The sequence below is a fragment of the Polyangiaceae bacterium genome (genome assembly GCA_020633205.1).
Classification (GTDB): Bacteria; Myxococcota_A; Polyangia; order Polyangiales; family Polyangiaceae; genus JAHBVY01.
In genome coordinates this window covers 1,095,259-1,108,446 of the sequence record JACKEB010000010.1, presented here as the reverse complement: position 1 = coordinate 1,108,446, position 13,188 = coordinate 1,095,259, and the positions used below count along the sequence as shown (strand labels likewise).

At 64.6% G+C, this 13,188-nt stretch carries 6 protein-coding genes; 2 read left to right on the top strand and 4 right to left on the bottom strand.

Features of this window, described 5'->3' with window-relative positions; translation table 11 throughout:
• Nucleotides 1-26: 26 nt before the first annotated feature.
• A complete protein-coding gene (locus H6718_04655; protein MCB9584661.1) occupies nt 27-1,529 on the bottom strand; it encodes a deoxyribodipyrimidine photolyase in 1,503 nt (500 codons plus the stop codon).
• Between the two features lie 104 nt (nt 1,530-1,633).
• Between H6718_04655 and argS the strand changes: the two genes are divergently transcribed.
• Nucleotides 1,634-3,388, top strand: a complete 1,755-nt coding sequence (argS, locus tag H6718_04650) for an arginine--tRNA ligase (protein ID MCB9584660.1) — start codon at nt 1,634-1,636, stop codon at nt 3,386-3,388.
• A 64-nt stretch (nt 3,389-3,452) separates the two neighbouring features.
• On the top strand, nt 3,453-7,730 hold the full coding sequence (locus H6718_04645; GenBank protein ID MCB9584659.1) for a hypothetical protein: 4,278 nt from the start codon (nt 3,453-3,455) through the stop codon (nt 7,728-7,730).
• Between the two features lies 1 nt (nt 7,731).
• On the opposite strand, the gene H6718_04640 is transcribed toward H6718_04645, so the two are convergent.
• Genes H6718_04640 through H6718_04630 form a run of 3 tightly spaced genes read right to left on the bottom strand, consistent with a single transcriptional unit; the run spans nt 7,732 to nt 12,832 of the window.
• The gene (locus H6718_04640; GenBank protein ID MCB9584658.1) at nt 7,732-8,775 is read right to left on the bottom strand and encodes a hypothetical protein; all 1,044 of its coding nucleotides are present in this window, start codon (nt 8,773-8,775) and stop codon (nt 7,732-7,734) included.
• Nucleotides 8,776-8,817: 42 nt separating this feature from the next.
• The gene (locus H6718_04635; GenBank protein MCB9584657.1) at nt 8,818-9,612 is read right to left on the bottom strand and encodes a hypothetical protein; all 795 of its coding nucleotides are present in this window, start codon (nt 9,610-9,612) and stop codon (nt 8,818-8,820) included.
• Between the two features lie 22 nt (nt 9,613-9,634).
• The gene (locus tag H6718_04630) at nt 9,635-12,832 is read right to left on the bottom strand and encodes a hypothetical protein (protein ID MCB9584656.1); all 3,198 of its coding nucleotides are present in this window, start codon (nt 12,830-12,832) and stop codon (nt 9,635-9,637) included.
• Nucleotides 12,833-13,188 lie beyond the last annotated feature (356 nt).

Sequence of the window (13,188 nt, the reverse complement as noted above, 5' to 3'; positions counted from 1 at the left end):
CTTGCGAGGTCGAGAGCTTGGCGCGGTCAGAACAGCCGGCGGCCTTGGCTCGGCAGCCAACGCTCGAGGTAGGCGTCGACCTTCATCTTGCGCCGCGTGTTGTCGCTACTCATGTAGCGGATCTTCCCGTAAATCGGCCGCTCAGGGCCCCAGGCGCGGTCGAAGCGGCCAAAGCACCAGAAGATCCCGCTGTAAGAGTTCGGGTTGCGACCGTCCACGGCGTACTTGTTGTTCAGCTCGATCAACGTCTCGAGGGCCTGCTGAGGGGTCTTGCTCCACTCGAGCACCTTCTTGCCCCAGAGCATGCGCAGGTAGTTGTGGATCCGCCCGTCCTGCTTGAGCTGCCACTGCGCGGCGTTCCACAGCTCATCGTGGGTCATGCCCGCTTCCAGGGTGCGCAAGTCGTAGGTGTAATCCCGAGGATCCTTCGCGTGCTCGGCGAGGCTCTGCTTGGCCCAGTCGGGGAGCGAGCGGTACTTGTCATAATCCTTGCGGAAAAGACAGTTGTTGTAGCCCACTTCGCGCCACGTCACGACCTCGTCGAGGAAGCTCTCCACGCACGGTTCAAGGCCCCACCAGCCTTCTTTCTGTCCCCGGGCGGATCGGGATTGGGGGGTGAGGGGGTCAAAGTCCTTGCCGACCACCGCACGGAACACCTCATGGGCCGACAGGTGCCCGAAATGCAGATACGGCGAGAGGCCGCTCGAGTTGTCGTCCACGGCGTCACTGCGCTTCTCGGCGTAATAGGCGAGTCGATCCTCCACAAACCCCCGCAGCCCCTTGCGCGCCGCACGGCTGCCACCCTGGTAGCTGACCTGAGACACCTCATGGTCGATGGGCAAGCTCGCGAGGTCGAGCTCAGCGCCCTCTTCGAGCCAGGCCTTGGGAGGCGCCGGCCAGCGGCCGAGCAAGTCCTTCGGCAGCTTTGCCGGGGGTAGCTCGAGGCCCTTCAAGGGCTCGCGCCGCGGGAAGTGTTCGAGGTGAGGCAACAGCTCCTTCTGCAAGTGCCGCCGAAAGTCGAACGCGCGCTCGAAGGCTTTGTTACTCGCCCGCATCGGCAAGACCCCGTTGCTGTCCACCATCTCGAGGCGAACGTCGAGCTTGTTTGCCGCAGCCTTCACCATATCCGGGAGGAAAAAGCAGGGGAACTCATCGGTCACCACGATCGAGGCTCGCGCGGCAAGCGCCTGCAAGAGCCCGCTGCCAGCGCCGGTCTCGGGCTCCACGTACGGCAGATACGTAGCCGCCGAGCCCGCGAAGCTCCGCTGGTTGTCCCCCATGCCCTGGATCACGAACGCGTGGAGGCGATCGCTTGCCCAGCGGTAGCCGACGCGCAGCGCTTCGAGCACCACCAGCGGCTGCTTGAGCCGGCGCGCATGGTCGATGGCGCGGTCCAGGGCGAAGTTGTAGTGCGCGCGCCGGTTGGCGATCATCCAGTAGAGGACGAAGTCGCGCTCGGGGCGCTCCGGGGCGGGGCCTTGCCCGTCGCCGCGAGGCACGGGGGTGATGCGAAGCTCAGGAACTGCCATCTCCAGAGGGCCGTAAGACCAAAGGCATCCAGACCGCCAGTGGCAGCCCCGGCCGAATGTTGCTAATCCGGCTGACTCGAACTTCCAAACCTCGGAAATGAGTCATGTCCCAGCTAGAAAATCGGATTGAGCAAGCCCTGAAAGAAGCCGTCGTCGCCGCCCTGGGCGAGGCGCAGCGCGAGGCCGATCCGATGCTGCGTCCGGCTCAGAACGCGCGCTTTGGGGACTACCAGGCCAACTTGGCCATGGGCCTGGCGAAGCAGCTCGGGCAGAAGCCGCGGGACCTCGCCCAAAAAATCGCGGATGCGTTGCCCACCGTGCCCGGCGGCGACTTGTTCGAGAAGGTGGAAATCGCCGGTCCCGGCTTCATCAACCTCACGCTGACCCTCGACGCGTTGAACGAGACCGGCAAGGCGATGCTCGGCGACGAGCGCTTGCTGGTAAGCCGTGCGGAAAAACCCCAGAAGGTGGTGGTCGACTACTCGAGCCCCAACGTGGCGAAGGAGATGCACGTCGGGCACCTGCGCTCCACCATCATCGGTGACGCCGTGGGGCGCGTCTTGAGCGCCAAGGGTCACACCGTGATCCGTCAGAATCATTTGGGCGACTGGGGCACCCAGTTCGGCATGCTGATCGAGAACCTGCTCGAGCAGCAGACGGATCTTGGAAGCGTGCGTGAGCTGACGGCCATCTACCAAGCGGCAAAGAAGCGCTTCGACGCCGAGCCGGAGTTCCAGGAGCGCGCCAAGCAGCGGGTGGTGAAGCTCCAAGGCGGCGATGAAGAGACCCTGGCGGTGTGGCGTCAGCTGGTGGAGCAGACGGTGCAGTACCTCGACGGCGAGTACAAGCGCATGGGCGTCTTGCTCGAGCCGAGCGACGTTTGCGGGGAGAGCTTCTACAACTCCATGCTCCCCGGCGTGGTGGAGCGCCTCAAGGCCGAAGGCCACCTGGTGGAGAACGACGGCGCCCAGTGCGTGTTTCCCGAAGGATTCAAGAACAAGCAGGGTGAGCCGCTGCCGATGATCGTGCAGAAGAGCGACGGCGGCTACCTCTACGCCACCACCGACCTGGCGGCGGTGCTCCACCGCACCCAGACCCTCGGGGCCACCTGGTTGATCTACGTGATCGGCCTGCCGCAGTTCCAGCACGTCGACATGCTCAAGAAGGTCGTGACCGACTACGGCTGGATCAGCTCCGACGTGACCATGCAGTACGTTGGCTTTGGCTCGGTGCTCGGTACCGATGGCAAGCTCCTGCGCACGCGTTCGGGCGGCTCCGGCACCGTCAAGCTCAAGGACCTCCTGGATGAGGCGGAGGAGAAGGCTGCGGCGGCGGTCAAGGAAAAGAACCCGGATCTGGACGCGGAGCGCACTCAGGAGATCGCGCGTGCCATCGGTATCGGAGCGTTGAAGTACGCGGATCTCTCGAGCGACCGCGTGAAGGACTATGTCTTCGACTGGGACCGCATGCTGGCGTTCAACGGCAACACCGCGCCATACCTGATCAATGCCTACGTGCGTACCCAGTCAATTTTCCGCAAGGCTAATATTGACCCAGCGTCACTCGACCTCTCGGCGCTTGACGTGAAAGAGGAGGCAGAGCGCGCACTGCTCTTGCAGCTGGTGCGCTACGCCGCCGCGGTGGAGTCTGTCGCAGCGAGCCTCGAGCCCCACCGCTTGTGCGGATATCTCTACGACGTTGCCTCCGCGTTCCACCCGTTCTTCGAAAAGTGTCCCGTGATCAAGGGCGACGTCGCACCCGAAGTGCGCGCGAGCCGTCTCGTCTTGTGCGAGCTCACCGCTCGAGTGCTGCGCCAAGGCCTCGGATTGCTTGGCATTCAGACCGTTCAGCAGATGTGAGGGTACACTCCGGCGCCCCCAGACGTATGAGGGGGGCGCCGCGCATGCGGCGCGAGAGTGACGCATGGGACGACGAACGACGGGGCTGACGTGGGGTAGCGCGCTGAGCGCGCTGGGACTCTTGAGTGCGTGCGCTGGGAAGCCTCCCACTGCGCCCAAGCCTGGAGCGGCAAAACCAGTGGCTTCCACCGTGCCGAGCGTGGAGCCTCAACCAGAGGCACCAAAGTTCCCGACGCTGCCTCCGGGACCAAACACTCAGCTCGTGATTGGCGACTTCGTCGAGCGCGTGCCAGCGCCAGGAGACACCTGGCTCGCCCACGCAGGGCGCCCGCTGCTCTTGCTGGCACCTCAGGACACCGAGCAGAAGCGCCTCGAGATCTGGGACCTCACCCAGGGTGCCCGGGTCATGGCGTTGTCGCGCGGAAACCGTTCGCCCGCCTGGGACGCGAACGGCTCGCGCATCGCAATCGGTTGTTTACCCACGCGCGTTTACGAGACCACCACGGGGCGGCTCCTGGGCAGCTTCGAGTCACCCCGCCCACCGCCGCCGAAGCCCAAGCCACGTCCAAAGCCGAGGCGCAGCGCGGGCCGCAGCAAAGGTGGAGGTGGCGGTACGGGCTATGGCCTTGGGGGGCTCGGAACGGGTCGAGGCTACGGTGGAGGCGGAGGTGGAGCGATTGGCAGCATCGGGGGCCTCGCCTACCGCCCATTGAAACCTCAGCGCAGCGTATCGTTAGACGCCTGCAGCGCATTTGTCGGGACTAGTCGCCTACTCACCATCGATGCTCGTGGGAGCCACGTGTGGGATCTCAAGAGCGGGAAGCGAGTCGCCACGGCGAAGTCTCCCAGCGTCCCGCAGTACTCGATCGCCGCCGACGCTCAGGGCAAGACGATCGCGATGCTCAACAAGGGGCAACTCGAGCTGTATGACGCCCGCAGCCTGAAGAAGCTGCGCGAAGCAAAGCTCAGCGCGGACGCCGTAGCGCTCTCGCCGGACGCCAAGCAGGTCGCCCTCGGTAGCGAGAAGCAGGTCAAGCTGCTCAGCGCTGACAAGCTCGAGGTGCAGCATGAGGTGACGCTTCCGGAATCAGCTGATGAGCGCCCAGTGGCCTACTCGAGCGACGGCATGACATTGTTCACTTTGGGAGGCGGGCAGCTACTACGTGTGGATGCCGCCTCCGGGAGCCTCGAACCCGCGCGGAAACTGGCCTTCGAATCTCCCGTGAAGGCGCTCGGGACGCTACCAGAGAAGGGGCTGATCGTCTCCGCAAGCGGCAAGTTGGTCCAGTTCTGGGACGCGAAGGATGGAGCGGCCAAGGGCAGCTGGCGTCTCGACGCGGACGTGGACGACTTCGTCGTGCCGCCCGGTGGGGAGTCCATCGTGGTACTCCAAGGCAGCCAGCTGTCGCGGCTAGCGACCTCCGACTTGAACCGGCCCAAGGCGCTCGAGCAGATCAAACTGCCCAGAGCGGCCGCCAAGGGCCAACGTCTCAGTGTGAGCGCCGATGCTACGCTGGTTGGGGTACCGGGGGTCGGCATCTTCAGTTTGCCGACGCTCTCACGCAAAGCGGACAGTATTCACGACCCCGAAGGTTTCGTTGATGCGTTCTCGGTGCTGAGTATGTCGGGGGGGAGCGCGCTGATTCTACCGCTCGGTGGAGGCGCGCGAACTTTTGCGGCGGACTTCGTGACGCGCGACGTGCAGCGCGTGGCGGCGTCGAAGCTCGGCTGGGTGCTGGCTTCGGCCGACGGCAGCGTGCGCATGTGGCAGCGGGAGAGCGGTGAGCTGTTGCGCTCGTTTGGCGCGCACTACGTAGACCTGACGGAGTTCGTCGTTTCGCCCAACGGTCGCTATCTGGCGACTGCCTCGCGCGACGAGCTGCGAGTCTGGGACCTAGCGACGGGGCTCGCGTTGCTGGCGGAGGAACGCGGCGGCAACCTCACGAGCGTCGCCTTCACCCACGATAGCGCCCGCCTGTTGAGCGCTGCAGAGGACCGCACCCTGGTCGTGCAGCGCGTTCCGGAGCCTGTAGACGAACCCTCACCCCCACAGAAGGCGGTGAAGGATGCGGACCAGGCTTGTGAGCGGGAGTATGCACGGCTGGAGGCGCTCCGGGAGGCGAAGAAGAGTCCCGCCAAGGGCGGCGGGCTGTATGGCAGCAGTGCGGGGATTCTAGGTGCGCTCGGTTCCAGCCAGTGGAGCGGCGGCTTTGGGAGTGGCGGCATCGGGCTCGGCGGTTTGGGTGGCTATGGTGGGGGCAAAGGGCACTACGAAAACGACCAACCATTATCCCCGAGGAAAGTGCGCAAGGTTTCTTGGGAGGGGCTAGCTCTAGGAGAAAGCTTCCGTTGTGGGCTCACCAAGGGCGGCCTGGTGCTGTGCAGTGATGGCTTTGGCGGCGGTAACGGTAAGGACAAGCAGCACTGGGGACCGAACGATCTCGCGGTGCTGGGCGTCGGTGGCGCAAAGCAGCTAGTGGCTGGAGAGCGCTTTGCCTGCGCGAGGGTCGAGAACGGCGAGGTCCGGTGCTGGGGAGGAGACGATCGCCGGGATCTCAGCGGCGAACTTATCCGTGCGGAATCAATAAAGATGCCCCTGCCAGGCAAAGCCAAGCTGCTCGCAGCGGGGCCCAGCCACGCCTGCGCGGCCTTAGAAGACGGTAGTGTGTGGTGCTGGGGTGAGGGAAGCGGGGGCCAGCTCGGCAACGCGAAGCACCAAAACAGCGATACCCCAGTCGCTGTCTGCGGCCTCAAGGACGTCGAGGACATGGCGCTCACTGGCAACGGCACCTGCGCCATCGTGGGCAACGGTGAAGTGAGCTGTTGGGGGCGTGGCGTGGGGGCGGAGTCTAGCAGTGTCCCCATCGAGGTCGCTGGGATCTCCCGTGCGGATTCGATCGCCGCCGGAGACGACCACGTGTGCGCGCTCTCCAAGGGCCGCGTGCAGTGCTGGGGCGAGGGCAAACATGGCCAGCTCGGCAGCGGCAAGAAGGAAGACAGCGCGAGGCCGCAAGCGGTGGACCTGCGTCGCCTGAGCAAAGCCAAGGCGGTGAAGGCGATCTACGCGGGTGGGGATCGCAGCTGCGCGCGCTTCGCTGATGGTCGACTCGCGTGCTGGGGCGATGGTGAAAAGGGCCAGCTCGGTGACGGCAGCGGAAAGTCCAGCGCCCAGCCGGTGCTCGTGTCCGGACTCAGCGGCGTGACTCAAGTTGCAACGCAAGGCGACCGCACCTGTGCAGTGGCGGACGGAACCCTGAGCTGCTGGGGACTTATCGCGCGGAAATGGGTCTGGGACGAAGAGCCCAAGCCCCTGATGGGACTCGGCTTGAGTGGCGGCTACGGTGGTGGAGGCTACAAGCCTCCGGCGCCCCCAAAAGTCAGCGAAATTTGGGGCAACTCCTTGCTTCCGCCTCCAGCGCCCACAAGGCAGCCGTTGTTCGACGGAGCGAGCTCCTTCTTCACCACCTTCAGCGGAGTCTGTGCATTGGTTCCAGTGCCTGGTGCTGTTTCCTCAGGGATCGGGGGGGAGGTGCGCTGTCAAGGCTACGACACCGACTTCGAGACGCTGTTCAGCGGGTCTCTGCAGCATCGAGGCGCCGAGCCGAAGACCTTCAAGACCGGAGACGCCTCGAGCAGCGGCAAGTGCCTGGTTGAAGCGAGCGGCCACGTGACGTGCGAAGTTGGTTATCCCATAAAGTGGCGGCGCGTGCCCGGGGTCGAGCACGCGGTTAGCGTTGCCGTGGGGTACCAGGAGTCGTGCGCGGCGTTGGAAGATGGGCGCGTGGCTTGCTGGGACCGCATCCATGATGAGAAGGACTCACACAAGGTCACGGTCGTGCAGGGGATCAGCGGTGCTACGCAGGTCGCAGCAGGTGGTGATCATGAGCTGTGTGCTCTGACCCAGCAGCAAGAGGTCGTGTGCTGGGGTGCTTTGGAGTTAGACGACGACGAGCGCAAGCCAGCTGCTCCAAGCACCTGGGTGACCGACGCCGTGGATCTCGTCGCGGCCGACAACGAAGTTTGCGCCGTGCTGAGCGGGGGCAAGGTGCAGTGCCGTGTGGCGCGCTACGCTGAGAGTTTCGATCCAGCGCCCGAGTCCCTAACCGGCGTGAAGACGTTGAGCCTGAGTTCACAACACGGCTGCGCGTTGCTCCAGAGCGGCGAGGTGAGCTGTTGGGGTTCGAACGCAGAAGGCGAGCTTGGTCGAGGTCGCTTGAGCCGGTCGTTTGGAGCGGTCGTGAAAGGCCTGCCGAAGATCTCCAAGATCATCGCGACGCGTGGCGCCACCTGTGCGGTCGACCAGAGTGGCCAAGCCTGGTGCTGGGGTAGCCTCGGCGAGTGAGCTACGGTTTCGCGTCCGTCGGGGAGCTATCCTCGGGAGCACACGCGGTCTTGCTGTCCTCGAGCAGCTTCTCCACGCTCTTGGTTTCCCGCTCGATGCCTCCGAGCCAGCGCTTGAGCACACCCTCTGCGCCCCGCTGGTAGGAGTCGAGGTTTTCAATCGCGTCGCGCTCGAGGGCGTCTGCGAGATCCGCCAAGGAGTCGCTCTGGAGCAGCAGCGCCTTGCGCAGGATTTGCTGCGCCTTCTCTTCGCCTGGCTTCAGCCGATGGTCGGCGACCTGCCCCGCGAGCTCCTTCAGCTCGGAGGCACGTCGGGCTGCTGCGCGACCGAGCCCTTCCAAGAGGTCGACGCGCAGGCCTTCGACTTTCTCAGCAAGGGCCTTGTCGATGTCTTTCTTGAAGTCGGTTTGCTGGCGCTTGAACTCAGCTCGTGCCTCATCTCCGAAACGCGGTAGGTCGTCGCACAGCGACTCCAGGCGCTTGAGCTTTGCTTTTGCCTCTTTAGCTTGATCGCTCTGCGGAAAGCGCTCGATCAGCGCCTTCCAGTGCTGCGGGCGGTTGCTCTTTGCCAGGCGCTCGCGCTCCCCGAGAGTCGCAGCGTTTTCTACCTCGGCTAGTGCCGTGCGGATACGCTTCTCCAGCTCGGGCTCTGGCGCCTTGCCTTGCAGGTCCTTGTCGAGGCAGCTCTTGGCTTCCTCTATTTTCTTTTCGTCCACGAGCAGCTGACACAGCCTGAGCTGCGCCTTGCCGCTCTCCGGGTTCCACTTGAGGGCGGCTTGCAGGCGCGGGCGCTTGACGTTCGGGTCACGGCTCGCGTCTGCTGCCTCCAGGAGCCAGGTCTCTGCGAGGGTCGGGACTTGCTTCGCGGCTTCGCTGTCCGGGTGCTTCGTCTTCAGCACTTCGAGGGTGGCGATGGCGCCGTCGGTCTCGCCTTGGTCTTGCTGGCGCTTGGCGTCCGCCATCAGGTCCTTTTCCGGGCTGCAGGCGGCAGCGAGGAACGCACAGAACAAGAGGCCGACGGGAGCTGCGTGGAGAAGCAGACGCATGAACTCAGGGTAACGTCAGGCGCTTCGACCCACCAAGCTCCGTCAGTAGCTGATACTCAGATCGAAGGCGCCCCACTCGCCGTCGCTGGTTGAATCTACGAAGACGTAGAAGGTGTCGCCGCTGGTTGCCGTGAAGCTGGTGCTTGCTGTCGAAAAGTCCGTGCGCCGCACGCACTGGATGGGTTGGTTCGTGCAGCTGCCGAGCATCACGTAGATCGCCTTCTCGAAGGGGCCGCTCAGTGACAGCTGGACTTGCCCAGACTGGGGCGCGACGAAGCTGAAGACCAGGTCCTGTCCAGAGAGCCCGCCACCGCCACACGCTGGGTTCGAGTCGTTGCCCGTCGCCCCATTCACGCCGCTCACGTTCCAGCAGCTGTAGCCGCTTGGCAGTGCTTGACCGTTGCAACTGTTGGCAGCGTTGGTGGCGCTCACGCTTGCGCAGCCGCCGGTGCCAGCGCTTCCCCCACTCGCCGTACTCCCGCCACTACTCGCACCAGCACTGCCGCCGTTGCTGCCGCCTCCACCGCCGCTGCCTCCGCCTCCAGCGCCCGAGCTTCCGGCGCTGCCTGCCTGTGAGGAGCCTGCGGAACCGCCCGACCCGTTACCGGAACTTCCGCCGACGCCTGGGTCTCCGCCTGCGCCCCCGAACGAGGTGCTCCCTCCAGCCGCCGAGCCGCCGTTTCCTCCGGGATTCGATCCGCTGGCACCGCCGGCATCGGGCCGATAGGGTCCCTTGTTGAGGGTCTCCGAGCTTGCGCAGGCGCTTTGTGACGCGGCGATGAGCAAGCACGCGCCTGCAAGCGCCGCGCAGACCCGACTACGCAGCGCTCGCTCCATCTGCGGCCCAGTTGATCTGGGCTCAGTTGATCGAACCGCAGCGGACTCGCTCGTCCGCGTCATCCCGGTTGTTCCCGTCATTGCACTCTTGGATCACATTGTCGGGATCGACGACGCCGTAGATCAAGATGTTGGCGTTCTTGGGAAAGTTCGGGATGGTCGCCGTGAAGCTATCGCTGCCGCCAGCCGGGATCGGCCCTGAACGCGTGAGCTCATGGATCACCGTTCCACCAGCGCTTGGATCGCCTGCGTAGTAGCGAACCACGACGTTGCTCGCGGCGAGAGACCCGTCGTTGAAGACCGTGGTGGGGACGTCGACCATCGGGCAGTTCTTCGCTGGGACATCCAGCTGGATCCGCAGGTCCGCGAGCTGTGAGCCGGCGTTGACGGGCTGAGTCAGCTCGTTGTCGTCCTCGTGGCACTCGCGTTCGACGTCGAGGTCGTCGACGCGCACGAGCACGTCGTTCGGCAGCACGCCGGGAGTGTCGTTGGCGGCGTTGTAAGACACCGTGAGGAAGATCACGTCGCCGGGCTCGAGGCTGCCGGTGATGGTGGTCGTCAACGGTTGACCTGCGCCATCCGACAGCGGCGGCGTCGTGCCGCCGCCCCAGTCACCGTAGAACGCCACGGTCACACCGGGTCCGACGCGCAGGTCACCGATGTTGGAGATCTGCACCGTGATTTCGATTTGGTCGTTTAGCTGGCCGCAGGCAGCGCCGGGGGAGGTGATCTGGATCGCCTGCACGACGAGGTTTGGTGCCACGCCAAACGAACGCGGGTTGCTGCGGTAGGTGTTGTAGAGACGGCCGTTGTAGGGCTTCCACGACTCTGGCTCGAAGCGCGGGATGCTACCCCCCTCGGTCACGTTCGTGACGTGGTAGGCGTGCTGGTTCCAGATGCGCCGCGCGGAAACCCAGAGGTCGTTCGAGTCACCCCACATCTCGAGACCGTTGTTGTACTCCGACGCCATGCGGTCGGCGCCGTTGCAGAAGCCCGATTCGTTGCTGGTGCCAAAGATGATCTCCGCGTTGCCGTCGTTGTCAGCGTCCGCAACGATGGGGTACTCGATGCGGGTGCGGCTCTCCGAGGCGAACTTGGCGAGCTCCGAACCGTTGAGGCCATCGTAGACGCGGAAGTAGCACTCATCGTTGTAGACGACCTCGGCAGCACCGTCGCCGTTGAAGTCGAACACGCTAGACCCGGTGACCTGGCTCGAGTCGTCTTGGGTCGCTCGGCGCCAGCCGTTGTGTAGACACACGCACTCGTTCGTGGTCGTGTTGCAGCCGAACTGAGCGGTATCGCCGCAGTCGCTGTCCTGCATACAGGATGAACTCGGAGGCGTCCGCGTCTCGCTCGCGCTGGGGCTGTTGGTGCTGCCCCACGCGGGGCAGGCAGCGGTTGCCGGCTGGAAATCCGTGAGCACGTAGGCGGTGGAACCCGCAGTGCCCACTTCGGGGAAACCGTCACCGTCGAAGTCGTCGATGTTGGGGGGGCCGCCGGCGCTTCCGGAGCCGAAGGATTGGCTGATGATGCGCGTTCCCGTAGCGCCGTCGATCACGTCCACGTTGCCCGAGCGAATGAGCACGACCTCCGGCTTGCCATCCAGTGGGAAGGCTGGAGAAGGCGGCTCGGATGCGAGCCCGGAGGCGCCCCACACGTCGGCGATGGCGCAGAAGCCGTTACTTCCGGTCGCATCCCACAGCGTTGGCAGTTGCCCAGCGCACCACGCGACTTCGTCGGGATCCGTCTCCGAGCCGCTGCAGTCAGCGCGCTTGGTGGCGCCGGCCGGTTTCTTGGGGAAACGATAGGCGGTGGTTCCAGCGACGATCTCCTGGTAGCTGTCGCCGGCGATGTTCGCGACGCAAGACACCGGACCCTGGCCGTTCGTGCCCACATCCCCGCTGCCTTCAAAGTGATCGAGCACCTGAAGCACGCCGCTGCCGTCGTGCTCCAACGTGTAGACGTCGCGACCGATGATCAGCTCGGCGAAGCCCTCGTTGTCTAGGTTGGCGATCGTCACGCCAGGGTTCGCGCCATTGAAGTTCTGGTTCGCGCTGGTGGAGAGCGTCCGACCCTGGTTGTCGAAGATGCGGATGCCGTCGCTCTGGGTGAGCGCGACGATCTCGGGCACGCCGTCGTAGTCCAGGTCGCCCACCGCAGGCACGCTGGTCGGGTCGAGCATCGTTGCCGAGCCGCACGCCACGCCGATGGCGTCGCCTTCGAGCCAAGTCGTGCTGCCGCAGTTGGCGAAGTAGTCCTTGCCCTTGTTCACACCGCCACCGTGAATGGCTCGCAGCGTGCCGTTCGACGTGTACGTCGAGTTCGGGAAGGTCATGAAGATGATTTCAGGGAAGTCCCGTTCATCGATCTTGCCGTCGGCATTGTCGTCATCGAGGTTCGCGACCAAGGGGGTGAGGACCACCTGCGCAGACGTCGCGAAGGGTGAGCCGACAGCACTCGTGTTCCCGATCCCTACGCCGCCCCACTGGATCTCGTTCACAGGCGGCACACTGCTGAAGGCAACGGGTGGGAGCGTACAAGTCGGTGCGACTCCCGTGCCGGTACAGCCGTCCACCTCGCAAACGGTGTTTGCTGGGCAGTCCCAGTCGTCTTCACACGGACACTTCGCTTGCCCTGCGCCGTCGTCGGTACAGGTGCTGGTGTAGTAGGGGTTCGGACTATCGCAGGAATACTTGGTGACCTCTTCGTCGCCGATCTGCGTGCACTCTACGAGCGCGTTGCCCTGACAGCGCGACTCCCCGGGGGTGCAGTTGTCGAGCTCGCATTTTCCTGTGGAAAAATCGCAATACTCTGCGGGCAGACACTGGACGTGGTCACTGCACTTCTCTTCGCAGTGCGCGCCCTCTGTCGTCTCGATGCACACCGTGTTGCCCGAGCAGGCGAGCTGCTCGCAGGTATTCGGTTCGCAGGTCGATGTCGTGCCATTCGCCACGCAGTGCTGCTCGGAGCCGCAGTCGACGCCCACACAGGGATCGGTGCCAGCGTCCCCCGCGGTGCCGCCGGCTCCACCGCCGTCGGTGTCGATGATGCCTCCGGTGCCGCCGTTCAGCGTGCCTCCGGTATTTTCGGTTCCGGCCGAGCCTCCGTTGTTCAAGTTGTTCGGTGGAGTGGCGACCTCGGCGTCTCCACACGCCACCAGCATTCCGATCCCAATGACTCCAACCAGCCCGCTCGTTAGCCCCTGACGCAACACCCGCATCGTTTTATGATACCGGAAAGTTGAATCAGTAGCGGAGCAATTGCGCGGCGTCTGGCTCGCATCTCTTCCTCACACAGGCATCGTGGGCGAGCGCGGCCTTTGGTCACAGTCGAGGTGATTCTGCTTACGCTAGTCACCTCATCACAGCACAGCGCCTCAACGTTCACTCGTACACTGGTTCCAGCGCCCCGGCGGAGGCCGCCTTGCCTTGCAATTACTCAATGGGTTCGCATGTTGCAGAGTCTGACGTATTCCAAACGCTCTCGTTGGTAGATGCCTGAACCCTACCGCCACCCGCCGCGCTCTCACTTTGAGCGCATTTCCCTCTCCAGCACCTCTCACCGCGCCCCCCTCAC

What these genes read in the sequence shown, in the direction of transcription:
- H6718_04655 (MCB9584661.1), bottom strand. Translation starts at nt 1,529, where the DNA reads ATGGCAGTTCCTGAGCTTCGCATCACCCCCGTGCCTCGCGGCGACGGG.
- argS (MCB9584660.1), top strand. Translation starts at nt 1,634, where the DNA reads ATGTCCCAGCTAGAAAATCGGATTGAGCAAGCCCTGAAAGAAGCCGTC.
- H6718_04645 (MCB9584659.1), top strand. Translation starts at nt 3,453, where the DNA reads ATGGGACGACGAACGACGGGGCTGACGTGGGGTAGCGCGCTGAGCGCG.
- H6718_04640 (MCB9584658.1), bottom strand. Translation starts at nt 8,775, where the DNA reads ATGCGTCTGCTTCTCCACGCAGCTCCCGTCGGCCTCTTGTTCTGTGCG.
- H6718_04635 (MCB9584657.1), bottom strand. Translation starts at nt 9,612, where the DNA reads ATGGAGCGAGCGCTGCGTAGTCGGGTCTGCGCGGCGCTTGCAGGCGCG.
- H6718_04630 (MCB9584656.1), bottom strand. Translation starts at nt 12,832, where the DNA reads ATGCGGGTGTTGCGTCAGGGGCTAACGAGCGGGCTGGTTGGAGTCATT.